At 66.8% G+C, this 22,925-nt stretch carries 25 protein-coding genes; 18 read left to right on the top strand and 7 right to left on the bottom strand.

Annotated features, from left to right (window positions below; translation table 11 throughout):
* Positions 1 to 127: 127 nt before the first annotated feature.
* Complete coding sequence (locus tag CDO44_RS16330; protein WP_087781320.1) at positions 128 to 565, bottom strand: RDD family protein; 438 nt, start codon at positions 563 to 565, stop codon at positions 128 to 130.
* A 462-nt stretch (positions 566 to 1,027) separates the two neighbouring features.
* On the opposite strand from CDO44_RS16330, the gene CDO44_RS16325 reads away from it, so the two are divergent.
* From CDO44_RS16325 to gfa, 6 genes are all read left to right on the top strand, one after another.
* The gene (locus CDO44_RS16325) at positions 1,028 to 2,749 is read left to right on the top strand and encodes an acetolactate synthase 3 catalytic subunit (protein ID WP_087781461.1); all 1,722 of its coding nucleotides are present in this window, start codon (positions 1,028 to 1,030) and stop codon (positions 2,747 to 2,749) included.
* A gap of 9 nt (positions 2,750 to 2,758) precedes the next feature.
* A complete protein-coding gene (gene ilvN, locus CDO44_RS16320) occupies positions 2,759 to 3,250 on the top strand; it encodes an acetolactate synthase small subunit (protein ID WP_087781319.1) in 492 nt (163 codons plus the stop codon).
* Between the two features lie 187 nt (positions 3,251 to 3,437).
* Positions 3,438 to 4,454 carry a ketol-acid reductoisomerase gene (gene ilvC / locus CDO44_RS16315; protein WP_087781318.1) on the top strand — a complete coding sequence of 339 codons (1,017 nt, stop codon included), beginning with the start codon at positions 3,438 to 3,440 and terminating at the stop codon, positions 4,452 to 4,454.
* A gap of 212 nt (positions 4,455 to 4,666) precedes the next feature.
* A complete protein-coding gene (gene frmR, locus CDO44_RS16310; protein ID WP_087781317.1) occupies positions 4,667 to 4,942 on the top strand; it encodes a formaldehyde-responsive transcriptional repressor FrmR in 276 nt (91 codons plus the stop codon).
* A 47-nt stretch (positions 4,943 to 4,989) separates the two neighbouring features.
* Positions 4,990 to 6,099, top strand: a complete 1,110-nt coding sequence (locus CDO44_RS16305; protein WP_087781316.1) for an S-(hydroxymethyl)glutathione dehydrogenase/class III alcohol dehydrogenase — start codon at positions 4,990 to 4,992, stop codon at positions 6,097 to 6,099.
* 69 nt (positions 6,100 to 6,168) lie between these two features.
* Positions 6,169 to 6,747, top strand: a complete 579-nt coding sequence (gene gfa / locus CDO44_RS16300) for an S-(hydroxymethyl)glutathione synthase (RefSeq protein ID WP_087781315.1) — start codon at positions 6,169 to 6,171, stop codon at positions 6,745 to 6,747.
* Here gfa and CDO44_RS16295 read toward each other — a convergent pair whose 3' ends face one another.
* Positions 6,748 to 7,677: a LysR family transcriptional regulator gene (locus CDO44_RS16295; protein WP_087781314.1), complete on the bottom strand. Its 930-nt coding sequence runs from the start codon at positions 7,675 to 7,677 to the stop codon at positions 6,748 to 6,750.
* A 101-nt stretch (positions 7,678 to 7,778) separates the two neighbouring features.
* Here CDO44_RS16295 and CDO44_RS16290 point away from each other — a divergent pair, with 101 nt between their 5' ends.
* Genes CDO44_RS16290 through CDO44_RS16280 form a run of 3 tightly spaced genes read left to right on the top strand, consistent with a single transcriptional unit; the run spans position 7,779 to position 10,178 of the window.
* Entirely contained in the window at positions 7,779 to 8,381 is a 603-nt protein-coding gene (locus tag CDO44_RS16290) for an amino acid synthesis family protein (RefSeq protein ID WP_087781313.1), read from the top strand.
* Positions 8,378 to 9,169 (top strand): alpha/beta fold hydrolase, encoded by a 792-nt coding sequence (locus CDO44_RS16285; RefSeq protein WP_087781312.1) that lies wholly within the window; start codon positions 8,378 to 8,380, stop codon positions 9,167 to 9,169. Before CDO44_RS16290 ends, CDO44_RS16285 begins: the two co-directional genes overlap by 4 nt.
* A gap of 37 nt (positions 9,170 to 9,206) precedes the next feature.
* Positions 9,207 to 10,178: a tripartite tricarboxylate transporter substrate binding protein gene (locus CDO44_RS16280; protein ID WP_087781311.1), complete on the top strand. Its 972-nt coding sequence runs from the start codon at positions 9,207 to 9,209 to the stop codon at positions 10,176 to 10,178.
* A 93-nt stretch (positions 10,179 to 10,271) separates the two neighbouring features.
* Here the strand turns inward: CDO44_RS16280 and CDO44_RS16275 are convergent, their stop codons facing one another.
* Positions 10,272 to 10,919, bottom strand: a complete 648-nt coding sequence (locus CDO44_RS16275) for a TetR/AcrR family transcriptional regulator (protein ID WP_158213309.1) — start codon at positions 10,917 to 10,919, stop codon at positions 10,272 to 10,274.
* 125 nt (positions 10,920 to 11,044) lie between these two features.
* Here CDO44_RS16275 and CDO44_RS16270 point away from each other — a divergent pair, with 125 nt between their 5' ends.
* Positions 11,045 to 12,307, top strand: coding sequence for an ABA4-like family protein (locus tag CDO44_RS16270; protein WP_087781309.1), 1,263 nt, complete (start codon positions 11,045 to 11,047; stop codon positions 12,305 to 12,307).
* Positions 12,308 to 12,365: 58 nt separating this feature from the next.
* Here the strand turns inward: CDO44_RS16270 and CDO44_RS16265 are convergent, their stop codons facing one another.
* Complete coding sequence (locus tag CDO44_RS16265) at positions 12,366 to 13,328, bottom strand: LysR substrate-binding domain-containing protein (protein ID WP_087781308.1); 963 nt, start codon at positions 13,326 to 13,328, stop codon at positions 12,366 to 12,368.
* A 55-nt stretch (positions 13,329 to 13,383) separates the two neighbouring features.
* Between CDO44_RS16265 and CDO44_RS16260 the strand changes: the two genes are divergently transcribed.
* A complete protein-coding gene (locus CDO44_RS16260; RefSeq protein WP_087781307.1) occupies positions 13,384 to 14,505 on the top strand; it encodes a D-serine ammonia-lyase in 1,122 nt (373 codons plus the stop codon).
* Positions 14,502 to 15,473, top strand: coding sequence for a tripartite tricarboxylate transporter substrate binding protein (locus CDO44_RS16255; RefSeq protein WP_087781306.1), 972 nt, complete (start codon positions 14,502 to 14,504; stop codon positions 15,471 to 15,473). The genes CDO44_RS16260 and CDO44_RS16255 overlap by 4 nt, the downstream gene beginning before the upstream one ends.
* A 52-nt stretch (positions 15,474 to 15,525) precedes the next feature.
* Here CDO44_RS16255 and CDO44_RS28405 read toward each other — a convergent pair whose 3' ends face one another.
* The gene (locus tag CDO44_RS28405) at positions 15,526 to 15,765 is read right to left on the bottom strand and encodes a hypothetical protein (RefSeq protein WP_144389539.1); all 240 of its coding nucleotides are present in this window, start codon (positions 15,763 to 15,765) and stop codon (positions 15,526 to 15,528) included.
* A gap of 113 nt (positions 15,766 to 15,878) precedes the next feature.
* Between CDO44_RS28405 and CDO44_RS28400 the strand changes: the two genes are divergently transcribed.
* Positions 15,879 to 16,163 carry a membrane dipeptidase gene (locus CDO44_RS28400; protein WP_144389538.1) on the top strand — a complete coding sequence of 95 codons (285 nt, stop codon included), beginning with the start codon at positions 15,879 to 15,881 and terminating at the stop codon, positions 16,161 to 16,163.
* Between the two features lie 33 nt (positions 16,164 to 16,196).
* Here CDO44_RS28400 and CDO44_RS16245 read toward each other — a convergent pair whose 3' ends face one another.
* Both CDO44_RS16245 and CDO44_RS16240 read right to left on the bottom strand, forming a co-directional pair.
* Positions 16,197 to 17,165, bottom strand: coding sequence for a tripartite tricarboxylate transporter substrate binding protein (locus tag CDO44_RS16245; RefSeq protein ID WP_087781304.1), 969 nt, complete (start codon positions 17,163 to 17,165; stop codon positions 16,197 to 16,199).
* Positions 17,166 to 17,169: 4 nt separating this feature from the next.
* Positions 17,170 to 18,084 (bottom strand): alpha/beta hydrolase, encoded by a 915-nt coding sequence (locus CDO44_RS16240; RefSeq protein WP_087781303.1) that lies wholly within the window; start codon positions 18,082 to 18,084, stop codon positions 17,170 to 17,172.
* A 454-nt stretch (positions 18,085 to 18,538) separates the two neighbouring features.
* On the opposite strand from CDO44_RS16240, the gene pssA reads away from it, so the two are divergent.
* From pssA to CDO44_RS16215, 5 genes are all read left to right on the top strand, one after another.
* Positions 18,539 to 19,297 (top strand): CDP-diacylglycerol--serine O-phosphatidyltransferase, encoded by a 759-nt coding sequence (gene pssA, locus CDO44_RS16235; RefSeq protein ID WP_087781302.1) that lies wholly within the window; start codon positions 18,539 to 18,541, stop codon positions 19,295 to 19,297.
* A 20-nt stretch (positions 19,298 to 19,317) separates the two neighbouring features.
* On the top strand, positions 19,318 to 20,859 hold the full coding sequence (locus tag CDO44_RS16230) for a 2-isopropylmalate synthase (protein WP_087781301.1): 1,542 nt from the start codon (positions 19,318 to 19,320) through the stop codon (positions 20,857 to 20,859).
* Between the two features lie 2 nt (positions 20,860 to 20,861).
* Complete coding sequence (locus CDO44_RS16225; RefSeq protein ID WP_233146218.1) at positions 20,862 to 21,380, top strand: GNAT family N-acetyltransferase; 519 nt, start codon at positions 20,862 to 20,864, stop codon at positions 21,378 to 21,380.
* 222 nt (positions 21,381 to 21,602) lie between these two features.
* Positions 21,603 to 22,346, top strand: a complete 744-nt coding sequence (locus CDO44_RS16220) for a serine protease (protein ID WP_158213308.1) — start codon at positions 21,603 to 21,605, stop codon at positions 22,344 to 22,346.
* A 33-nt stretch (positions 22,347 to 22,379) separates the two neighbouring features.
* Entirely contained in the window at positions 22,380 to 22,877 is a 498-nt protein-coding gene (locus CDO44_RS16215) for a hypothetical protein (protein WP_087781299.1), read from the top strand.
* The last annotated feature ends 48 nt before the right edge of the window (positions 22,878 to 22,925 follow it).

Genomic DNA, 22,925 nt, shown 5'->3' with positions numbered 1-22,925 from the left:
GCCGTCGGCGGGTAAAACCGACGAACGGAGAGCCATCGGCAGCACAACGCAGCGCACGATGGCGCTACGTCCTCGGCGCGGGCGCGGATTTGCGGTCGCCGGGCCTGGCGCCGTCGATTGCTGGCCGCTAGCGGGTGGAAACCAGCCGCGTGCCGAGCAGCCGGTCCTGGGGAAATTGCCGGTCGCGGTCGAAGAAGGTCCAGACGAAACCCAGGCCGGTCAGGGTGAACGGCCAGGCCAGCACGTAGCGCAGGATCGCCTTCCACAGCGGCGGACGGCCGCCGTCCGCGTCGGTCAGCCGGATATGCCAGGTCTTCATCGGCAGGGTCTGGCCGCCCAGCCGCCAGCACAGGACGAAATACACGCCGATGACGAAGAACAGCCAGGCCTGCCGCTCGTGCCGCAGCATCAGCGCATGCTTGCTCTGGGTGAGCGTGTCGAACAGGTAATCGGCCACGAACACCACGCCGAACAGCAGGATGGCTTCATACATCATGCAGGCGAATCGGCGCCAGCGGCCGGGCGTGGCAAGGAGAGCGGGAGGGGCGGAAGGCGTTTCGTTCATGGGGCGCTACGATAACCCGAGCGCAAGGGGGCGCGCCCCGCGCGCCTGGCCGACCGCGGGAAAGTCCCGGGGGCGGGCGGCAAATCTTGACCGCACCGCAACATTCCTGATAGCCTAGCGGGCTCGCCGAAAGCGATACCAAAGTCGACGGCAGAGCGCTTCGTCTGGCGTCCGATACCTTCGGCGCCATGCTTTGCAGTAAATCAAGCCCAGGTCCGCGCCAAAAGCGTTGCGGCGGCCTATGCCCGAAGGGGCGCAGGCGGTCCGGTCTTGGCCTTCCGTTTCAACCTTCAGTGCTCGTTCCGGTGAACGTGCGCGAGGTCGGCAGGGTGGGCGAGTGGAGCGGTTCCGTGAACCGTGAAGCGTCGCCGCATGTTGCCGGTGCCCGCGCAGGTTTGGTTTCCCTGCCAGGAGGCAGTACCGCCCGGGGCGTCAGCGCGAACTTGAATGGACGACAATCCAATGGAACTCACAGGCGCCGAGATCGTCGTGCGCAGCCTTGCCGATGAAGGGGTCGAACATGTGTTCGGCTATCCGGGCGGCTCGGTCTTGTACATCTACGACGAGATCTTCAAGCAAGACAGATTCAAGCACATCCTGGTGCGTCACGAGCAGGCCGCCGTGCACGCCGCCGATGCCTATTCGCGCGCATCGAACCGCGTCGGCGTCGCGCTGGTCACCAGCGGCCCCGGCGTGACCAACGCGGTCACCGGCATCGCCACCGCGTACATGGATTCCATCCCGCTGGTGGTGCTGACCGGGCAGGTGCCCACCACCGCCATCGGCCAGGATGCCTTCCAGGAAGCCGATACCGTCGGCATCACGCGGCCGTGCGTCAAGCACAACTTCCTGGTCAAGGACGTCAAGGACCTGGCGGAGACCATCCGCAAGGCCTTCTACATCGCCCGCACCGGCCGCCCCGGCCCCGTGCTGGTCGACATTCCCAAGGACATCACGATCGCCCGGTGCAAATACACGGCTCCGGCGGGCGAGATCAAGATGCGCTCCTACTCGCCGGTCGTGAAGGGCCACCAGGGGCAGATCAAGAAGGCGGTGCAACTGCTGCTGCAGGCCGAGCGCCCCATGATCTACACCGGCGGCGGCGTGATCCTGGCCGATGCCGCGTCCGAGCTCACCAAGCTCGTGCAGATGCTGGACGTGCCCTGCACCAACACCCTGATGGGCCTGGGCGCGTTCCCGGCGGACGATCGCCGCTTCGTCGGCATGCCCGGCATGCACGGCACCTATGAAGCCAACATGGCCATGCAGCACTGCGACGTGCTGGTGGCCATCGGCGCCCGCTTCGACGACCGCGTCATCGGCAATCCCAAGCACTTCGCGCAGAACGCCCGCAAGATCGTCCATATCGACATCGACCCCTCGTCGATCTCCAAGCGCGTGAAGGTCGACGTGCCCATCGTCGGCGACGTCAAGGACGTGCTGCAGGATTTCGTGGCCCATGTCGAGGCCGCGCTCAAGGAAACCCGCCGCGATCCCGAGCAGATCGCTTCCTGGTGGAAGCAGATCGGGGCCTGGCGCGAACGCGAGTGCCTGAAGTACAAGGCTTCGAACGAAGTCATCAAGCCCCAGTTCGTGATCGAGAAGCTGTGCGAGATCACTCGCGGCGAGGCATTCGTCACCTCCGACGTGGGCCAGCACCAGATGTGGGCCGCGCAGTACTACCGCTTCAACAAGCCGCGCCGCTGGATCAACTCCGGCGGCCTGGGCACGATGGGCGTGGGCCTGCCCTATGCCATGGGCGTGCAGATGGTGCATCCGGATGCCGACATCGCCGTCATCACCGGCGAAGGCTCGATCCAGATGAACATCCAGGAGCTCTCGACCTGCCACCAGTACCACCTCAGCCCCAAGATCCTGTGCCTGAACAACCGGTACCTGGGCATGGTGCGGCAGTGGCAGCAGATCGACTACGGCTCGCGCTATGCCGAGTCCTACATGGATTCGCTGCCGGACTTCGTCAAGCTGGTCGAGGCCTACGGCCACGTCGGCATGCGCATCGAAAGCCCGCGCGACGTCGAGGGCGCGTTGCGCGAAGCCTTCACCACGCACAAGAAGCGCCTGGTGTTCCTGGACATCATCACCGACCGCACCGAGAACGTGTGGCCGATGGTGAAGGCCGGCAAGGGCCTGACCGAGATGCTGCTCGGTTCGGAAGACCTCTGAGGAGCACACATGAGACACGCCATATCCGTGCTTCTTGAGAACGAAGCAGGTGCACTTTCCCGCGTGGTCGGCCTTTTCTCGGCCCGCGGCTACAACATCGAAACCCTGACCGTCGCGCCGACCGAGGACGCCACGCTGTCGCGCATGACGGTCGTCACGTCGGGCTCCGATGACGTCATCGAGCAGATCACCAAGCACCTCAACCGCCTGGTCGAGGTGGTCAAGGTGGTCGACCTGACCGAGGCGCCGCACATCGAGCGCGAACTGATGCTGATCAAGGTTCGCGCCGTGGGCAAGGAGCGCGAGGAAATGAAGCGGATGGTCGATATCTTCCGCGGCCATATCGTCGACGTGACCGACAAGACCTATACCGTGGAGCTCACCGGCGACAAGAGCAAGCTGGACGCGTTCATCGAGGCGCTGGACCGCGCCAGCATCCTGGAAACCGTACGTACCGGCAGCTGCGGCGTGGGGCGTGGCGAACGGGTACTGAAGATTTAGCCCCCCCTGATTGGTAGTCCCCCCTACGCGCTGACGCGCGCCCCCCAGGGGGCGGCACTGGCGGACCGGCAAAGCCGGATCCGCGGTGCCCTGGGCCCCCCGGATTCACCCCCGGGAGGCTGAGGTGGGGTGGTAAGTGTTTTGACTGAATTTGAACTGATTCTGAATTGAATCTTGGAGAGCATCCATGAAGGTTTTTTACGATAAAGATTGTGATCTGTCGCTGATCAAGGGCAAGACCGTCGCCATCATCGGCTATGGCTCGCAGGGCCATGCCCACGCCCAGAACCTGAACGACTCCGGCGTCAAGGTCGTGGTCGGCCTGCGCAAGGGCGGCGCATCGTGGGACAAGGCCGCCAACGCCGGCCTGACGGTCAAGGAAGTGAACGAGGCGGTGAAGGAAGCCGACGTCGTCATGATCCTGCTGCCCGACGAGAACATCGCCAAGGTCTACGCCGAGAACGTCGGCCCCAACATGAAGAAGGGCGCCGTGCTGGCCTTCGCCCACGGCTTCAACGTCCACTACGGCGCCGTCGTGCCGCGTGAAGACGTCGACGTCATCATGGTCGCGCCCAAGGCGCCCGGCCACACCGTGCGCTCCACCTACACCCAGGGCGGCGGCGTGCCCCACCTGGTGGCGGTGTACCAGGACAAGTCCGGCGCCGCCCGCGACATCGCCCTGTCGTACGCCATGGCCAACGGCGGCGGCCGTGCCGGCATCATCGAGACCAACTTCCGCGAAGAGACCGAAACCGACCTGTTCGGCGAGCAGGCCGTGCTGTGCGGCGGCACCGTCGAGCTGATCAAGGCCGGCTTCGAGACGCTGGTGGAAGCCGGCTACGCGCCCGAGATGGCCTATTTCGAGTGCCTGCACGAGCTCAAGCTGATCGTCGACCTGATCTACGAAGGCGGCATCGCGAACATGAACTACTCGATCTCGAACAACGCGGAATACGGCGAATACGTGACCGGCCCGCGCATCGTGACCGAGGACACCAAGAACGCCATGCGCGCCGTGCTCAAGGACATCCAGACCGGCGAATACGCCAAGAGCTTCCTGCTGGAGAACATGGCCGGCGCCCCGACGCTGAAGTCGCGCCGCCGCCTGACGGCCGAGCACGAGATCGAGCAGGTCGGCGGCAAGCTGCGCGAAATGATGCCCTGGATCCGCAAGAACAAGCTGGTCGATCAGAGCAAAAATTAAGCCCCCCCATACGCGCTGACGCGCGCCCCCCAGGGGGCGATGCGGGTGGACCGGCGGAGCCGGATCCACCGCATCCTGGGTTTTTGGCCCTCACGGTTGCGTGGGGGCTTTTTCTTTTGGGGGCGGGCGGGGTTGCTGCGGGTCAACCCCTGTCCCAATTCCTCCGTGGCGGGAGTATCATTGCATACTCCTACCCAGTATGCCGAAACCCCATGCCGCACACCGTTGAAGAGAAAAAGCGCGTCCTGGCCCGTGTCCGGCGCGTGCGCGGGCAGCTCGATGCCCTGGAGCGGGCGCTGGAGGAGGGGGCCGAATGCGGGCCTGTTCTCCAGCAGATCGCGGCCGTGCGCGGCGCGATCAACGGTCTCATGGCTGGCGTACTGGAGAGCCATCTGCGCGAGGAGTTCACGCATCTGGCCGAGGCCAATGGCACGCCGCACAAGCCCATCGATGACGTGGTCTCCCTCGTCCGCTCCTATCTCCGATGATTCCCGCCTAACCGCGACCCTATGACTTTCCGTACAAAGGACTCCTCATGAAATCTCGCGCCGCTGTTGCATTCGGACCTGGCAAACCGCTCGAAATCGTCGAGATCGACGTGGCCCCGCCCAAGAAGGGCGAGGTCCTGGTGAAGATCACCCATACCGGCGTTTGCCACACCGACGCCTTCACCCTGTCGGGCGAGGATCCCGAAGGCCTGTTCCCGGTCGTGCTCGGGCACGAGGGCGCCGGCGTGGTGGTCGAGGTGGGCGAGGGCGTGACCTCGGTCGCGCCTGGCGACCACGTGATTCCCCTCTACACCGCCGAGTGCGGCGAATGCCTGTTCTGCAAGTCGGGCAAGACCAATCTTTGCGTGGCGGTGCGCGCCACCCAGGGCAAGGGCGTGATGCCCGACGGCACGTCCCGTTTCTCGTACAACGGCCAGCCCGTTTATCACTACATGGGCTGCTCGACTTTCAGCGAATACACGGTGGTCGCCGAGGTGTCGCTGGCCAAGATCAATCCCAAGGCCAATCCGCAGCACGTCTGCCTGCTCGGTTGCGGCGTGACCACCGGCATCGGTGCGGTGCATAACACGGCCAAGGTGCAGGAAGGCGATACGGTCGCCGTGTTCGGCCTGGGCGGCATCGGCCTGGCCGTCATCCAGGGGGCGCGCCAGGCCAAGGCCGGCCGCATCTTCGCCATCGATACCAACCCCGCGAAGTTTCCTCTCGCCAAGACGTTCGGCGCCACCGACTGCATCAATCCGAAGGACTACGACAAGCCCATCCAACAGGTCATCATCGAGATGACCGGATGGGGCGTGGACCACTCTTTCGAGTGCATCGGCAACGTCAACGTGATGCGCGCGGCGCTCGAGTGCGCACACCGCGGCTGGGGGCAGTCGGTCATCATCGGCGTGGCCGGCGCGGGCCAGGAGATCTCCACCCGTCCGTTCCAGCTCGTCACCGGCCGCACATGGAAGGGCACGGCCTTCGGCGGCGTCAAGGGCCGCTCGCAGTTGCCCGGCATGGTCGAGGACGCGATGCGCGGCGACATCGAGCTCGAGCCCTTCGTGACGCATACGCTGCCGCTGGACCGAATCAACGAAGCCTTCGACCTGATGCACGAAGGCAAGTCGATCCGTACGGTCATCAACTACTGACCGCTTGCGGCCATGCATGACGGCGCGGCGCCCCGCCGCGCCGGCCCATACCAGAACGAGGAGACAAGCATGAGCGCAGTCAGCATTCACCCGGCCGTCGACAACGGCATACGGCCCGAACAGGCAGGGTTCAGCGGCGGGACCTTGCAATGTCTTTGCGCAACGGACAAGGTGGAGGTCAAGGTCGACACCCAGACCTTGCATAACCATGCTTGCGGCTGCACCAAGTGCTGGAAGCCCGCCGGGGCGGTCTTCTCCCTGGTCGCAGTCGCTCCGCGCGACAAGGTCAGCGTCGTCGCCCATGGCGAGAAGCTGAAGATCGTCGATGAAAGCGCCGTCATCCAGCGCCACGCGTGCCGGGAATGCGGCGCCCACATGTTCGGCCGCATCGAGAACAAGAACCATCCCTTCTACGGCCTGGATTTCGTTCATACGGAGCTTTCGCCGCAAAGCGGCTGGGCCGCGCCGGGTTTCGCGGCCTTTGTCTCTTCCATCATCGAGAGCGGCACGCCGCCTTCGCGGATGGACGGGGTGCGGGCGCGCCTGCGCGAGCTGGGGCTGGCGCCCTATGACTGCCTGTCGCCGCCGCTGATGGATGCCCTGGCCACGCATGCGGCCAAGCAGAAGGGCACGTACCGCGACGCGTGATCATAGGCCCGCCGTCCCGGCTTCCGGGATGAGCTCGCCGCCTTTGTCCCTGGCCAGTTCGCGCATCAGGTCGACCAGCAGGTCGTGCATGTGCCGGGCCGCCGGGGAGAGGCTCTGGCCGGGGCGCGTGACCAGGCCCACCGTCCGGGCGATGACCGGACGGTGCAGCCGGACGAAAGCCAGCTTGTGCTTGCGTGCTGGCCGCGCGAGGGTGGGGAGGATGGTGATGCCCAGGCCCGAGCGGACGCTGGCGATGAGCGAGGTCCGGTTAGTGACCGTCATGCCGGGATTGGCCACCCAGGGCGGGATGTCGGGGTGGCGCAGGGCCTCGAAGGTGGCGTTGGCGATGAGACGTTCGCCCTCGAGCGCATTCCAGTCCACGGGTTGCCGCCGTCCGGCCAGCCTGTGCGAGGCGGGGCAAATGATGCCGAACTCATCGCGCGCGATGGGCTGGAAGTCCAGCCGCGGCTCGTCGGCCAGCAGGCCGGCGATACCTATGTCTACTTCACCGCTCAGGACCAACTGCCGTACCGCCTGCGAGGGCATGTCCACCGCGCGCAGGCGCACCTGGGGAAATCGACGGGTGTAGCGGTCCAGGATGTCGGGCAGCCATTCGTCCGCCAGAGAGGGCATGACCGCCAGCGACACCGAGCCATGCCGCGCCTGGGCCAGTTCGTTGGCTTCGAGCCGGACACGGTCGTGCACGGCCAGCAGTTCGCGGAACAGCGGCAGCAGGCTCCAGCCCAGCGGGGTGGGGCGGGCGCGCTTGCCCGGTTCGAACAGCGGACCGCCCACCTGCCGCTCCAGATCGTTCATGGCCGCCGATACCGCCGCCTGCGAGCGGAACGTGGCCTGTGCCGCCGCCAGGAAGCTGCCGCTGTCCACGGCGGTGACGAACTGGCGCAGGTGCTGGATCTTGAAGGCTTCCATGTTCGACGAAGATTCAGGTTTTCCGAATTTTATTTCCACTAATTTAGCTTGGCAAAATTCAGCGCCGGAACGACCATAGTCCCAGACAAGAAGGAGGTCGCATGACGCTGGAAGTGCGCAAGGTCGTTTCGTACGTCGAGGAAACGCGCATAGAGGGAGGCAGGAAGGCCGAGCGGCCCCTGCTGATGGTGCTGAGCGCCGCGGTCTTGAAGAATCCGTGGGCCGGCCTGCCGTTCACCGAGGACCTGAGGCCGGAGATCCTGCGCATCGCGCCGCCGCTGGGCGACCTGCTGGTGGCCGAGATCCTCAGGCACGCCGGCTCCGGCGAGCGGGTCGAGGCCTATGGCAAGGCCGCGGTGGTCGGCGCCGATGGCGAGGTCGAGCATGCCTCCGCGCTCATCCATACGCTGCGGTTCGGAAACAAGTACCGCGACGCCGTGGGCGGCACCAGCTATCTGAGTTTCACCAATTCGCGCGGGGCGATGGGCTGCCCCATCGTCGTGCCGATGATGCACAAGAATGACGAAGGGATGCGCTCGCACTACCTGACGATCCAGGCCACCATAGCCGATGCGCCGGCGGCGGACGAGGTCGTGGTCGCGCTGGGCGCGAGCGTGGGTGGCCGGCCGCACCACCGCATCGGCAACCGTTACCTGGACATGCAGGAGATGGGCCTGCAGCCCGGCGGGAAGGAGGCGGCATGACGACGCGGACCCGCGTGGTCCGCAGCGGCGCGGGCGAGCCCATCGTGCTGGTCCATGGCGTCGGGCTGGACCTCGGCATGTGGGACGAACTCGTGCAGGAGCTTGGCGGCGACTTCGAGCTGATCCGCTACGACATGCTCGGCCACGGCGGCACGCCGCTGCCGCCCGGAGGCGTGGACCTGGATCGGTTCGTGTCGCAGCTCGATGCCGTACTGCGCGACCAGGGCCTCGTCCGGCCGAGCGTGGTGGGCTATTCCATGGGCGGGCTGGTGGCGGGGCGCTTCGCGGCCCGCCATCCCGACGGATTGGGACGGCTGGTGCTGATGAGCACCGTCTCCCGGCGCACCGAGGCCGAGCGCCGTGCCGTGCAGGCGCGGCTCGCGCAGGCCGAGCGAGGCGAGGGGCTGGCCAGCGCCCAGGCATCCATCGAACGCTGGTTCTCGCCGGCTTTCATCGAAGCGGCGCCCGGCCGCGTGGAGTCGATCCGGCAGCGGCTGCTGGCCAACCGGCGCGACGACTTCCTGGCGGCCTACCGCATCTTCGCCGGCGCCGACGACGTATTGCCCGAGGCCGCGCCGCAGATTCGCTGCCCGACGCTGGTGCTCACCGGCGCCGAGGACACGGGCTCCACGCCACGCATGGCCGAGGAACTGGCGCACGCCATTGCCCGGGCCGAGCTGAGGGTCGTGCCGCGGCAAAAGCACATGCTGCCCGTCGAGGGCGCGGCGGTCGTGGCCGCGGCGCTCAGGGGCTTTCTGGGGCCGGGGGCCGAACGCAGGGTGGCCTGACGGCCTCCGGCAACAATACCGAACAAGGAGACAAGACATGCAACGCAGACAAATGCTTGGTACGCTGGCCGCGCTGGCATCGTCGGCCTACCTCGGCAAGGGGTATGCGCAGGCGGGCAGCAATGCGCCCCTGCACGTGGTGGTGCCCTTTCCGCCCGGCGGCGGGACGGACGTGCTCGGCCGGGCCATCGGCTATCGGCTGGAAAAACTGCTGGGACGGCCGGTCGTGGTCGAGAACAAGCCCGGCGCCAGCGGCATCGTGGGGGCCGAATACGTGGCCAACGCCAATCGCGACGGCAACACGTTGCTGTTCTCGGGGCTGGTGCCGTCGGTGCGCTACTACAGCCGTCCGCTGTCGCAGATCGGCGCCGAGCTGGCGGCCGTGTGCGCGATCGCGCGCTCGCCCTATCTCATCGCGGTCAATCCCGGCGTGCCGGCGAAGACGCTGGCCGAATTCGTGCAGCAGGCCAAGAGCAAGCCCGGCACGCTGACTTTCGGATCGCCCGGCAATGCCACGCCCCAGCACCTGGCGACGGAGCGCTTTCGCTCGCAGGTGGGGATCGACATTCTCCACGTGCCGTATCGCGGCACCGGACCGATGATGACCGACTTGCTGGGCGGCCAGATCCAACTGGTGTTCGCCACGGTGGCGGCCGCCGAGCAGCACGTCAAGTCCGGACGGCTGCGAGCGCTGGCGGTGACGAGCGCCGAGAGGCTGGATCGCCTGCCTGACGTGCCGACCGTGGCGCAAGCCGGCATTCCCGATTTCGTGGCCGAGATCGCATTCGGCACCTATGTCCCGGCCGGCACCCCTGCTGCTGCAATCGGCATGCTCAACCGCGCCATCAATCAGGCGCTGACCGACGCCGACGTGCGCGGCAAGCTGGTGGAGCAGGGCTTCATTCCGGTCGGCGGGGCGCCCGCCGACCTGGAGAAGAGCCTGTTTGCCGAGGTCAAGGCCGTGTCCGAACTGGTGAAGTCGGGCAAGGTGCGCATCGACGCTGCTTGAACCGCGAGGCGTGTGCGTACCTCCGGGGGGGGGCGGTCGTACCCGCGCATGAGCATCGAGTATCCTGCCGCGCCGGCCCGGTGCTTTTTTCGCTCAGGACGCTCGTGGACGCGTCTTGGACGGTCGGTCCGGAAACAGCTGCTGCAATATCTCGGGCAAGGTCCGCGCCATGAAGGTCTCGGGCTCGGCTCGCACGTCGCCGAGTTTACCCTCCAGCGCCAGATGGGCGAACCCGTGCACGGTGGACCATGCTCCCATCAACAGGGCCTGGTCTGACGCGCTAAGGGGTCCATCGCGGCGGCCCGCGTATTCGCGCACGCCTTCCTCCAGTTCTCGATACGCCGCCCGGCCCGCCTCTTCCAGCCGCGGCTCGGCCGTCAGCTTGTCCTTGCGAAACATCAACAGGAAGCGAGCGGGGTAGGTCAGGGCGAAACGGACGTAACCCAGGCCTTTGCCGTGCAGCCGGGAGGTTGGGGTCTTGCCGGCCGCGCCGCCTTCGCGCAGGAACCGAGTGAGTTCGTCGAAGCCCAGAATGGCGACCTCGGTCAGCAGGCCCGCGGCCGAGCCGAAGTGGTGCAGCGCGGCCGCGGGCGAGACGCCGACCTGGCGCGCCGCTTCGCGCAGCGTGAAGGCCTCCAGCCCGCGCTCGGCCAGGAGGGTTTCCGTGGCCTCGATGAGGGCCTGGCGCAGGGCGCCGTGATGATAGGGCGCCGGTGCGGCACTTTTCTTGCCGGGGGTCATGTGACGGAGCTCTCGCATTCACGCAATGGCCAAGATTGAACTTTACACCGTTTAAATGCTTTGCTATGTTATCTGAACGGTGTTTAGATTGACGGGTAGCGGCAAGCATATGGGAGGCGGGTGCCATGTTTGATCTTCTTTTCGAGGCAGGGGGCATGATCGTCATGCCTGCCTGGATAGCGTTGGCGGCGGCGCCGTGGCTGGGGAATGCCAAGCCGGCCATCCGCATCGCCACCGGATTCGTCATTCCGGCCGTGTTGGCGCTGGCCTACGTGCTGCTGGTGGCAGTCTACCGGGCAGACGCCGGAGGGGGCTACGGTTCGCTGGACGAGGTGGGGACACTGCTGCGCCATCCCGGCATGCTGACGGCGGGGTGGTACCACTACCTGGCCTTCGATCTTTTCGTCGGCACGTGGCTGGCGCGGCAGGCCGATCGCGACGGGATTTCTCCAGTGGTGATGATTCCGTGCCACGCGCTGACTTTCCTGTTCGGCCCGGCCGGTCTGCTGGCCTATGCCGCGCTCTATGCCGTGCGGCCTGTCCGGACGCTGGTGCGCGAACTCGAGCGGCGGCATCGTCCGCTTGCGCGGTTCGGGCTGGCGCTTTTCGCCGCATTCGCCGTCGCGCTGGTGGCCGAGATGCTGGACTCGCGCACGCTCGGCGGCGTGGGCGTCTGGGTCAAGCCGATGAAGTTCATGGCGTCCGTTGGCCTATATGCCTGGACCGCGGCATGGCTGCTGGGCGAATTGCCGTCCGGCCGTCGCCGCTCGCCGTTGGCCAAGGGCATTGCCGGCGTCATCATCGTTGCGGGCGCGGCGGAGATTGCCTACATCACGTTCCAGGGGGCATTGGGGCAGCCGTCGCACTTCAATTACTCGACGGCGTTCCACGCCTTCATGTACACGTTGATGGGCGTGGGCGCATTGGCGATCACGGCTTGCTCGCTGCCGCTGGCCTGGATGATCGGGCGTTACGCCAAGCACATGGCGCCTGCCTACCGGCTGGGGGCGGTGCTGGGGCTGGTGCTGACCTTCGCGGGCGGCGCGGGAGCCGGCATTGCGATCAGCATGAACGGCGGACCGACCGTCGGCGCGGCGGCCGGCGGCGCGGTGCTGCCGTTGTTCGGATGGTCACTGACGGGCGGGGACCTGCGGGTGGCCCATTTCCTGGGCGTGCACGCCCAGCAGGTACTGCCAGCGGTGGGGATGCTGATCGCGATGGCGACGGCGGCCGTGCCGGGCCGGACACTGGCCATGGCGGGCGGCGGTGTCGTGGCCAGGCCGGGCGTGCTGGGCCTGGGAGCGGTATGGACGGTTGCGCTGGCCTATGCCGCCTTGATCGCCATGGCCTGGATGCAGGCCTTGGCCGGCAGGCCGCTGCTGGGGTGACGCCTGGCAGACGAGCGTTCCGCCACGCGCTCGGTCAGGGAATGCGGCACGCGCCGCTTCACAGTCCCAGGAACGCGCGCCTGGAGGCGTCGAAGTCCGCGCACTCCGCGGCAAGCCAGGCCCTGAACGCGCCGCAGGCGGCGTTGTCGCGGGCTTCGGGCAAGGACGCCAGGAAATAGGCCGCGTCGGCGCGCACGGCGATGCGCGATACGTCGTGCAGGCGGCCGGCGCGCAGTTCGTCCAGAACCAGCGCGCTGCGGCCCATGGCCACGCCCTGTCCTTCCAGCGCGGCCCTGATGGCGAGTTGGGACAGGTTGAATTGGTGGCCCGACAATCCGCTGCGCTCGCTGCCGCTCCCCGTTGCCTTGCCCAGCCAGTCCAGCCATTCGGAGAACGGCGGCGCCCCGTCCCATGGCGAGGCGTCATGCAACAGCGGCAGGGAGGTCAACGCCTCGATGGACAAGGGGAGCGGGCGTCTTTGCGCGAATGGCGAACCGGCCACGGGCAACAGATACTCGGGCATCAGCATGGCCGCATCCAGGCCCGCTGCCGGCGCCGGTTCATAGCGAATGGCGAGGTCGGTCGCCTCGCTGCGCATCCTGGCCGGCTCCAGCCGGTGGAATTCGGCCTTCAGCCGCAATTCGATCTCGGGGTGCAGGCGGTTGAATCCGCTCAACCGGGGAAGCAGCCACATCATGGCGAAGGACGGCGAGCAGCTGATGCACAAGCGGGTTTGCGCGCCGCTGTCCTGCAATTGGAGAATCGCGTCGCCCAGGCATTCGAAGGCGCTGGCTGCCGCTTCGGCAAGCTTCCGCCCGTCCGCGGTCAATACCAGTTCGCGCGGCATGCGCTGGAACAGTTTTGCTCCCAGCCGGTCTTCCAGCAGCTTGACCTGCTGGCTTACCGCACCCGGCGTGACGTGCAATTCGTCGGCCGCCCGGGTGAAGCTCAGATGCCGCGCGGCGGCTTCGAACGCCCGCATGGCATGCAGCATGGGGCCGGATATCGGTGGACGCGTCATGGTCTATCAGCGCAGCTATTGCACGCTCGCAAAAAAACTCGATTGAAAGGGGCGGCTGTACACGCGACTATGCCAGCCGGTCCATCCTATCGGAAAGTCTTCGTGTCTCAAGCAGGATCATGCCCTGCCGGTGGCCGGCTCGATCAAGGCGCGCGGCGGCATCTTCGAGGTGCTGACCATGGCCGAGGAGGTCATGCGCCGGGAAGGCATCGAATGGGCCACTCCCCTGGCGCCGCTGCAACCTGAAGCCAGGCGGCATTTCGAGCGCTACACCATATCGGTGGGCAGCACCGGCAACCTGGGCCTGACCATCGGCGTCATGGCGGCTGCCCTGGGGTTCCAGAGCGTGGTGCATATGGCCCGGGTCGCCAAGGAGTGGAAGAAGCTGCGGTTGCGCGACCGCGGCGTGACGGTGGTCGAACATGACGGCGATTTCGCCCAGACGGTGGACGCCGGGCGCAGGCAGGCGCAGGCCGCCCCTCGCCATTTCTTCGTGGACGACGAACGTTCGGAGGCGCTGTTCCTGGGCTATACGGTGGCGGCGCTTCGGCTGCGCGAGCAACTGGCGGGCGCGGGCATCACGGTCGATGCGCGCCATCCGCTATTCGTCTACCTGCCCTGCGGCGTGGGCGGCGCGCCGGGCGGTATCGCCTTCGGGTTGAAGCACTTGTTCGGCGATGCCGTCCATTGTTTTTTCGCCGAGCCGTGCGCATCGCCCGCCATGCTGGTGAGGCTGGCCTTCGAGCCTCAGGCGCTGTCGGTCTACGACATGGGCCTGGACAACCTCACCGAGGCCGACGGCCTGGCGGTGGGCCGCGCTTCCGAGTTCGTGCAGGCGATGGTGCGCGGCCTCGTTTCGGGTGTTTTCACCGTGCGCGACGACGACCTGTTCCGCTATCTCTACCGGCTGCATGAAGCCGAAGGCATGGCCATCGAACCTTCCGCCGCGGCCGGTTTCAGCGGCCCGCGCATGCTGCTGGGCACCGACGCGGGCCGCCGATACGTGCGGGACCGGGGGCTGCGGCCCGTGCTCGATCAGGCCACCCATCTCCTGTGGACCACGGGCGGCGCCTTTGTTCCGGCCGGCGAGTACCAGCGCATGCTGGCCCGCGGACGGGCGCTCGCGCAGGCGCCCGGCGCGGACTTTTCTTCCCATCCTGTCGAGGAGTCGGCATGAAACGGTTTGCATGGCTGCTGGCGCTGTGCGCGGCCTGGACCTGCGGTCCCGCCAGCGCGCAGCAATGGCCCGACCGCCCGATACGCTGGATCGTTCCCACCGCGGCCGGCGGCCCGCTCGACGCGATCGCGCGCCAGGTGGCGCAGGAAGTGGGCAAGAAGCTGGGCCAGCCTGTCGTCGTCGAAAACCGGCCGGGCGGGGGAGGCTCCATAGGCGCCGGGGTGGTGGCCAAGGCCGCCCCCGATGGCTACACCTTCCTTTTCTCCCAGGCCGACTCCCTGATCAACGTCGTTTCGCTGATCAAGGACCTGCCGTACGACTCGATGCGCGATTTCGCACTGGTCACCCAAGTCAGCCAGACCGGCGCCGTATTGATGGCGAACCCGGACCTGGGCGGCGCCTCTTTGAACGACGTGCTGGCCGCCGCCCGGGCGAAGTCCGCGCCGCTGAGCTACGGATCGTGGGGGCCGGGCAGCTACACCCATATCCTGGGCGAAACGCTGGCCAGCCGCAGCGGCGCGCCGCTGCTGCACGTGCCTTACAAAGGGGGCGCGCCGGCAATACAGGACTTCCTCGGCAGGCAGATCGCGCTGGCCTTCGCGCCGGCCAATCTCGCGATCCAGTTCGCGCAGAAGGGGCAGGCGAAATTGCTGGCGATCTCCGGGCCGCGGCGCTCGCCGCTGCTGCCGGACTTGCCCACGTTCGCCGAACAGGGCTTTGCCGATCCGATTTTCCAGATCTCGATCTGGTTCGGCCTGTCCGCGCCACGCGGCACGCCCGGCGCCGTCATCGGCCGCATGCACGAAACCGTGGCCGCGGCGATGCAGGAACCCGCCGTGGCGAAATTCGTCGCCGAAGGCGGAGGGGAAGTGCTCGCGTCCTCGCCGCAGGCATTCCGGGCCGCTTTCGAGCAGGAATACCGGCTGGTCAACCTGGCCATCAAGCAGGCAGGAGTCGTGGCCGAATGAATCCCTTCCATCGCTTGCCTTCCGACGAGCAACTCGACCGCGCGCGCTCGCTTCACGAGAGCGGTTTCACTTTCGACTTCGTGCCCATCGGCGGACCCATCGTGATGAGCATGCGCCACGAGGCAATCATGCGGCGCGAGCTGGCGCGCGGCGCATCGCTGGGTGCGACGCTGCGGGCAATGATGAACGATCGCCTGGCCGAAGTCGACGAGATCCCCGAGACCCGGCGCCTGCTGGCCGATACCTGGCGCCGGTCGGGCGTGAAAACCATCCAGGCGACGCTGGGCGGCATCGAAGTCGACCCATGCGGCTGGGACGCCATCGTGCGGGACCTTGCATGGTATGCGCATGCCGAGCGCGTGAGCGGGATGCTGAAGATATGCCGCAGCTCGGCCGAACTTGCCCATGCGGCGGCCGGCGGCGTATTGGGAGTGCTGCTCGGAACGCAGGACGCCGGCTGGTGCGACAGCCGCCTCGAGCGGCTGGAGGCAGGCTTTCATCCGCGCCGGTTTCAAGCCGCAGGAGCTGCCCCGCATCGGGGCATCCCCGGCCGGTTTCCAGGCCTGGACGGAATGGCCGCGCATTACCGCGGCGCTGCTGCATGCGGGGTTCAGCGAGGAAACGGTGCGCGGACTCATCGGCGGCAACTGGTTGCGCTTCATGGACCGCCACGCGACGGCGGGGCATTGATGTCCCTGGCCCGCCGCGATCGCAGAGCGGAGGTCAATCGATCCGGATGTCGATGCCGCGGATGACTTCGCCCCACATGGCATTCTCCTGGGCCATGTATTGGGCCAGCTCGCCCGGCGTGGACAGGGCCACGTCCACACCCGCGGCCGCCAGAGCGTCCCGCGCTTCCGGCTTGGACAGCCCGGTGCGTACCGCCTCGTTCAGGCGTGCGACGATGTCCTGCGGCATCCCGGCGGGACCGAGCAAGGCCAGCCAGACCACCGCGTCATAGCCCGCGACCCCTGCTTCCGCCAGGCTCGGCACGCCGGGCATCTGGGCATTGCGGCGCGTGCTGGTCACGCCCAGCGCCTTGATCTTGCCGCTCTTGACGTGAGGCAGGCCGTTCGAGACGGCGGCAAAGCTCGTTTCCACGAAACCCGCGGCAAGATCTTTCATGGCGCCGCCGCTGCCGCGGTAAGGCACGTGTTCGAGCTTGGCGCCCGACTTGGCGATGAACAGCGCCCCCATGAGGTGCTGCGTGCTGCCGTTGCCGGACGACGCGTAGCGGATGGGCTTGGCGCTCGATTTCGAGAGTGCGATGAGCTCCTGCACCGATTGCGCCGGCACCTTCCCATTGGCAAACAGCACGTAGGGGCTGTCGGCCAGCTTGGCGATGGGCGTGAAGCTCTTGATGGGATCGTAGTCCAGGTTCTTGTACAGCCGGTGGCTGGTCACATGATTGGTGGAGACGATCTCGAGCGTGTAGCCGTCGGGCGCCGCCTTGGCGACGAAATCCGACCCGATGGTCGATCCGGCGCCCGGTTTGTTCTCGACGATGAAGGACTCCCCCAGCGCCCCGCCCAGTTGCTGCGCGACGACGCGCGCCACGACATCGGTGAAGCCGCCGGGCTCGAAAGGAACGATGACCTTGACCGGACGGTTGGGGTAGTCTTGCGCGGCTTGTGCCTGCGGCGACAGCGCCAACAGGGTAACCGCCAATGCCATGCCGTGGATGCGCTTCATGGAGTCAACCTCCGTATCGGGCCTCGGGAAGCGTGAGGAAGGCGTGCAGGATGTGGTAGACGCGCAGGTAGTTCTTCTGCTGGAAGCTGGCGTGGGAGATGCCCGACATGACGGTGAATTGCTTGTCCATGTTGGGCAGCCTCTCGAAGAAGCGCAGCAGGTCGTCGAAGCTCGCGATGCCGTCGTACTCGCCGCGCATGATCAGCGTCGGGATGGTCAGGCGCGCGGGATCGACCAGCGGCAGCTTCGAGCACATGTCGACGTAGGTGCCGGTGGGCATCGAGTCGTCCAGGGTGAGGATGGCGTCGGCAAAGGCTTCGATGGTGGCGTCGTCCGCCGTGCCGGGGTGGTCGCGGTTGAAGATGCTGTAGACGAAGGCACGGTCGATGGGGCGGCGCGTCTTCGCGAGGAAGTCGGGCAGCTTCTTGGCGCGCTCCTTCAGGGTGGGGCTGCCCTCGCCGGTCCAGACGAAGGCGTCGAGCGCCAGGCGGGCCACGCGTTCCGGGTGGCGCTGGGCAAAGAGCGCCGCCTTCAGCGCGCCCGATGAAATGCCGTAGACGTGCAGCGGCTTGCCGCCGTTGCGCGCCAGGATGTATTGCGAGCCGGCCTCGAGATCGTCGGCGCCGTTGGCGATGTCGCAGTTGATGGGCCGGTGCTTGCTGGAACGGCCGTAGCCTTCGTTGTCCATGCACCAGGTGTCGAAGCCCCGGCGGGCGAACCAGTCCATGACCGAGGAGTCGGGCCGTCCGGGCACCGTCAGGTCGAAAGTCGGCTGCGACGCCATGGACGAACCGTGCACGAACAGGATCGTGCCGGCGAAAGGCACACCGGCCGCGGCGCGCTTCTCCCACAGGAACAGGCGCACGTCGCCCTTGGTCGTCCAGTGCTCCGTGCCGCCCTGCCATTCGACATTGGGCATGTTGTCTCCAATTGGTACTTATTTGGTTTATTAATGTGAACCAATCTACCAACAGGTTGTGCCGGACGTCAATGGCAGGAAATGCAAGAAATGGTGAGAAATCCCATGGCTATGGGGAAGAAGGAACCGCCCGCAGCCCTGCCATATCCGCTATTACTATGTACCAAATGGTTCTTTATGGTGAAAACCACCATGTCCTGACCGCCAGCGGCAGCACCGCCGCCGCAAACGGAGAAAGCCGCACCAGAGCCAGGGCGCCGCGGATCCGGCTTTGCCGGTCCGCCAGCGCCGCCCCTTGAGGGGGGCGCGCGAGGGGGGGTGGGCTTCCCTGGCCCGCCGGCACCGCATCGGTTAACCTTCGTATCATGCTGATCACCACTCTTTCTCCATATATAAAGGGGAGCATTGCAACGTGGGTGCACCTCGACGTTCCATCTTCAGGCGGAATCCAGTCATGAAAGACCTGGAGCACCGCCACCGCGGCATCTACCTGCTGCCCAACGCCTTCACCACCGCGGCCCTGTTCGCCGGCTTCTATGCCATCGTCCAGGCCATGAACGACCGTTTCGAGGCGGCAGCCATCGCCATCTTCGTGGCCATGGTGCTCGACGGCATGGACGGCCGCGTCGCCCGGTTGACGAACACGCAGTCCGCATTCGGCGAGCAATACGACTCGCTTTCCGACATGACGTCGTTCGGCGTGGCGCCGGCCCTGGTCATGTACGAATGGATCCTGAACGGATTGGGGCGGTGGGGATGGCTGGCCGCCTTCATCTATGTGGCGGGCGCCGCGCTGCGCCTGGCCCGTTTCAACATCAACGTCGGCGTGGTGGACAAACGGTTCTTCCAAGGCCTGCCGAGCCCGGCGGCGGCCGCGATGGTGGCAGGCTTCGTCTGGCTGGCGGTCGACAACAAGCTGCCCATCCGCGAACTGTGGATGCCCTGGGCCGCCTTCGGCCTGACGGTCTACGCAGGCATGAGCATGGTATCGAACGCGCCCTTCTTCAGCGGCAAGTCGTTCGCGCTGGGCCGCAGCGTGCCGTTCTGGACCATCCTGCTGGTCGTGCTGGCCTTCGTCTTCATTTCCAGCGATCCGCCCATCGTGCTGTTCGCGCTGTTCGTGATCTACGGATTGTCCGGCTACGTACTGTGGGCGGTACGCTGGAACAAGGCCCGCCGCCTGCAGCAGCACACACGTAGAACGATCGAGTAGGCGCTGGCCAGGAGATTCTAATGAGCGACAAACTGATCGTTTTCGACACCACGCTGCGCGACGGCGAGCAAAGTCCCGGCGCCTCCATGACGCACGAGGAAAAGGTGCGTATCGCCAAGCAGCTCGAAAAGCTGCGGGTGGACGTGATCGAGGCGGGCTTCGCCGCCGCCAGCAATGGGGACTTCGATTCGGTCCGGGCCATCGGCCTGGCGATCAAGGATTCCACCGTCTGTTCGCTGGCTCGCGCCAACGATCGCGACATCGCGCGCGCGGGCGAGGCGCTGCGCGGCGCCAATAGCGCGCGCATCCATACCTTCATCGCCACCAGCGCGCTGCACATGGAGAAGAAGCTGCGCATGACGCCCGACCAGGTCTTTGAACAGGCCCGGCTGGCGGTGCGTTTTGCGCGGCAGTACACCGACAACATCGAGTTCTCGCCCGAGGACGGCAGCCGCTCGGATCCCGATTTCCTCTGCCGCGTACTCGAGGCGGTCATCGCCGAGGGCGCCACGACCATCAACGTGGCGGACACCGTGGGCTATGCCGTGCCCGAGCAGTACGGCGCATTCATCCGCAACCTGCGCGAGCGCATTCCCAATTCCGACAAGGCGGTCTGGTCCGTGCACTGCCACGACGACCTGGGTCTGGCGGTGGCCAATTCGCTGGCCGGGATCAAGATCGGCGGCGCGCGGCAGGTCGAGTGCACGATCAATGCGCTGGGCGAGCGCGCCGGCAACTGTTCGCTCGAGGAAGTCGTGATGGCGGTGAAAACGCGCAAGGACTACTTCGGGCTCGAGGTCGGCATCGACACCGCGCAGATCATGCCGGCCTCGCGCCTGGTCTCCGGCATTACGGGTTTCGTCGTACAGCCCAACAAGGCCATCGTCGGCGCCAACGCCTTCGCGCACGCCTCGGGCATCCACCAGGACGGCGTACTCAAGGCCCGCCAGACCTACGAGATCATGCGCGCCGAGGATGTGGGCTGGGCCGCCAACAAGATCGTGCTGGGCAAGCTGTCGGGCCGCAACGCGTTCAAGCAGCGGCTGCAGGAACTGGGCATCGAGCTCGATTCGGAGCAGGCCGTGAACGAAGCGTTCGCGCGCTTCAAGGACCTGGCCGATCGCAAGTCGGAGATCTTCGACGAGGACATCCATGCGCTGGTCTCGGGCGAGCAGGTCGAGGCCGGCGAGGGTGCCTACCGGTTCGTCGCGCTGGCGCAGCGGTCCGAGACCGGCGAGCGTCCGCACGCGCGTGTGGTGTTCTCGGAAAACGGCAAGGAAGTGGCGGCCGAGGCCGACGGCAACGGGCCGGTGGATGCCACGGTGAACGCCATCGAAAGCCACGTGCACAGCGACGCCGAGCTGCTGCTGTTCTCGGTCAACGCCATTACCACCGGCACCGAATCGCAGGGCGAAGTCACCATGCGGCTGTCCCGGGCGGGCCGTATCGTCAACGGCGTGGGCGCCGATCCCGACATCGTCGTGGCGTCGGCCAAGGCCTACCTCTCGGCCTTGAACAAGCTGCAGTCGCGGGTCGAGAAGGTGCACGCGCAAGGCATCTGAGGGTGGCCGCCCGTCATTCGGCCGGCTTTGCCATCGAGGCAATGCAGCCGGCCGCCGTCGAGGCCGTGTTGGCCGTGCAGGCCCAGGCCTATGCCGGCGTCGACGTGCTGGAAGATGCCGGATTGTTCCTGAACCGTATCCGCCTGTCGCCGCGCACCTGCTGGGTCGCGCGCGGCCCGGACGGTGTGCTGGGCTATCTCGTTTCCTACCCTTGGCCCCTGGGCGCGCCGCCCCGACTCAACGTACCGCTGCCGGCCCTGCCGGCCGATGCGCGCAGCTGGTTCCTGCATGATTGCGCCGTGGCGCCGGCCGCGGCGGGGCAGGGCGTGGGGACGGCGCTGGTGCGAACCGGGCTCGACCATGCGCGGAAAGCCGGGCTTGCCTGCGCGACGCTGGTGTCGCTGGCCCCGGCGCGAGCCTACTGGGTACGCCAGGGATTCGAGGCGGTAGAGGCCGAGCCCGAGGCGCTCGATGGCTACGGCGCAGGCGCCTGCTATATGAGACGGCTGCTGGAAGCCTGATCTCTCGTTATTCTTCGCTGCCGGCGGTGGAACCGCCTCCGCGACGCTCCGCCATCGTGTGAATTTTTTGTGACAACAGGCGATTTTCGGGCCCCGTATCCGTCTTGGAAGAAGAGGCGGGACGACCGACATATCCCGGCAATCATCCAGAGGCACAGTGTGCGGCCAATTTTCCAGCTGCAGGGGCGCGTTGACATGGCGAGAGGCCATCGTGCGATATCGATGGCGAACACGATGCGCCGGGCGGCGGCCGCCATTGCCGCGGGAGCCTGCGCCGTCGCCATGCCATGTGCTTCGCGGGCCGAGCCGCCCCGGCTTTCCATCGGGGCGGATACCCATGCCACCGGCGTCTTCCTCAATCAACAGGGAGACGTGCTGACGGCCCGTCATGCGGTCGATCATTGCAAGGACGTCTTCGTCGTCAAGGACGGCAAGGTGGCGCAGGCCCGGGTGCGCGCGGTCAGCAATGCGCACGACCTGGCCGTACTCGGCACGGAACTGATCCCTTACCTGAGCGCGACCTTTCCGGCCAAGGCGCAATCCGGCGGCAGCAGCATGGGCGTCTTCGCCGAGGCCTACAGCGTATTGCAACGCATGCCGCACCGTGCCAGCGTGCTGAGCAATGCCATGACCGTGCCGGGAGGCGATGACCTGAACCTGATTTCGGGCGTCAAGCCGGGAACCAGCGGCAGCGCCGTATTGCACGCCGATGGCCTGGTTGCCGGCGTGGTCGTGGAGCGGGTGGCGCGGGGCCCCGGCGCCGCGGGCGTCGTGCTCAGCCGCGCGTCCAGCGCAGCCATGGTGTCCGGGCCGTCCCAGGTTCGCGCCGTCGCAGCCGAACCGGTCAAACAATTCCTCCGCGACAGCGGCATCTCCTTTACCGAAAGCGACACGCCGCAGCTGGCGCCGAACCAGTCGCCCGCCGCCCGCGCCGCGACGCTGGCCGTGGGGATCTTGTGCGGCTAGATGCGGAGTCGTCCTCAACGCGTGACCTCTATCATGGCAAAGACCTCGAACCCATCCTTTACGCGCTCCAGCGGCAGCCCGTTCATTCGCCGCGCCTGGGAGCGCATCGCGCGCGTCGCCGGCGCCCTCGGCCTGGGCCTGACCGCGGCGGCCAGCGCTCCCGCGGCCGCCCAGGCGCCTGCGCAGCCCGTGCCGCAGCACTGGATCAGCTATGCGCAACTGGCCAGCAACCAGTTCCAGGCATGGCTGAGCGATCCGGAGAACGAAACCGTGCAGCGGCTGCATGCCTGGATGCAGGACAGGATGCTGCAGGAAGGGCAGGCCGCGCCGCCCGCGCCGCTGATCGTGCGGGTCTGGGTAGGCGAGGGCGGCAAGGTGGAACGGCTGGAATTCGCGTCGCTGGGCCAGCAGCAAGCCGATGAGGACCTGCGCGCCCTGCTGACCTCGCAGGCATTGTCCGAGCCGCCGCCTCGCGATATGCGCCAGCCCATGGTGCTGCAGCTGGAACTCAGCTTTGTGGCGAAAACCTAGCCCGGGCGCAGGCGGTCGCCTTCCTTTGCTGCGGCACGCGCTGCTGGC

Source organism: Pigmentiphaga sp. NML080357 (assembly GCF_002188465.1).
In the GTDB taxonomy this organism is placed as follows: domain Bacteria; phylum Pseudomonadota; class Gammaproteobacteria; order Burkholderiales; family Burkholderiaceae_B; genus Pigmentiphaga.
The sequence above is the reverse complement of the archived record's forward strand: the minus strand, read 5'-3'. Positions and strand labels throughout refer to the sequence as shown.

What these genes read in the sequence shown, in the direction of transcription:
- CDO44_RS16275 (WP_158213309.1), bottom strand. Translation starts at nt 10,919, where the DNA reads ATGACCCCCGGCAAGAAAAGTGCCGCACCGGCGCCCTATCATCACGGC.
- CDO44_RS16255 (WP_087781306.1), top strand. Translation starts at nt 14,502, where the DNA reads ATGAAACGGTTTGCATGGCTGCTGGCGCTGTGCGCGGCCTGGACCTGC.
- pssA (WP_087781302.1), top strand. Translation starts at nt 18,539, where the DNA reads ATGAAAGACCTGGAGCACCGCCACCGCGGCATCTACCTGCTGCCCAAC.
- ilvC (WP_087781318.1), top strand. Translation starts at nt 3,438, where the DNA reads ATGAAGGTTTTTTACGATAAAGATTGTGATCTGTCGCTGATCAAGGGC.
- CDO44_RS16295 (WP_087781314.1), bottom strand. Translation starts at nt 7,677, where the DNA reads ATGGAAGCCTTCAAGATCCAGCACCTGCGCCAGTTCGTCACCGCCGTG.
- CDO44_RS16265 (WP_087781308.1), bottom strand. Translation starts at nt 13,328, where the DNA reads ATGACGCGTCCACCGATATCCGGCCCCATGCTGCATGCCATGCGGGCG.
- CDO44_RS28405 (WP_144389539.1), bottom strand. Translation starts at nt 15,765, where the DNA reads ATGCCGCCCAGCGTCGCCTGGATGGTTTTCACGCCCGACCGGCGCCAG.
- CDO44_RS16220 (WP_158213308.1), top strand. Translation starts at nt 21,603, where the DNA reads ATGGCGAACACGATGCGCCGGGCGGCGGCCGCCATTGCCGCGGGAGCC.
- CDO44_RS16305 (WP_087781316.1), top strand. Translation starts at nt 4,990, where the DNA reads ATGAAATCTCGCGCCGCTGTTGCATTCGGACCTGGCAAACCGCTCGAA.
- CDO44_RS16290 (WP_087781313.1), top strand. Translation starts at nt 7,779, where the DNA reads ATGACGCTGGAAGTGCGCAAGGTCGTTTCGTACGTCGAGGAAACGCGC.
- CDO44_RS16230 (WP_087781301.1), top strand. Translation starts at nt 19,318, where the DNA reads ATGAGCGACAAACTGATCGTTTTCGACACCACGCTGCGCGACGGCGAG.
- CDO44_RS16240 (WP_087781303.1), bottom strand. Translation starts at nt 18,084, where the DNA reads ATGCCCAATGTCGAATGGCAGGGCGGCACGGAGCACTGGACGACCAAG.
- CDO44_RS16280 (WP_087781311.1), top strand. Translation starts at nt 9,207, where the DNA reads ATGCAACGCAGACAAATGCTTGGTACGCTGGCCGCGCTGGCATCGTCG.
- CDO44_RS16215 (WP_087781299.1), top strand. Translation starts at nt 22,380, where the DNA reads ATGGCAAAGACCTCGAACCCATCCTTTACGCGCTCCAGCGGCAGCCCG.
- CDO44_RS16325 (WP_087781461.1), top strand. Translation starts at nt 1,028, where the DNA reads ATGGAACTCACAGGCGCCGAGATCGTCGTGCGCAGCCTTGCCGATGAA.
- ilvN (WP_087781319.1), top strand. Translation starts at nt 2,759, where the DNA reads ATGAGACACGCCATATCCGTGCTTCTTGAGAACGAAGCAGGTGCACTT.
- CDO44_RS16245 (WP_087781304.1), bottom strand. Translation starts at nt 17,165, where the DNA reads ATGAAGCGCATCCACGGCATGGCATTGGCGGTTACCCTGTTGGCGCTG.
- CDO44_RS16285 (WP_087781312.1), top strand. Translation starts at nt 8,378, where the DNA reads ATGACGACGCGGACCCGCGTGGTCCGCAGCGGCGCGGGCGAGCCCATC.
- frmR (WP_087781317.1), top strand. Translation starts at nt 4,667, where the DNA reads ATGCCGCACACCGTTGAAGAGAAAAAGCGCGTCCTGGCCCGTGTCCGG.
- CDO44_RS28400 (WP_144389538.1), top strand. Translation starts at nt 15,879, where the DNA reads ATGCGGCGGCCGGCGGCGTATTGGGAGTGCTGCTCGGAACGCAGGACG.
- CDO44_RS16330 (WP_087781320.1), bottom strand. Translation starts at nt 565, where the DNA reads ATGAACGAAACGCCTTCCGCCCCTCCCGCTCTCCTTGCCACGCCCGGC.
- gfa (WP_087781315.1), top strand. Translation starts at nt 6,169, where the DNA reads ATGAGCGCAGTCAGCATTCACCCGGCCGTCGACAACGGCATACGGCCC.
- CDO44_RS16270 (WP_087781309.1), top strand. Translation starts at nt 11,045, where the DNA reads ATGTTTGATCTTCTTTTCGAGGCAGGGGGCATGATCGTCATGCCTGCC.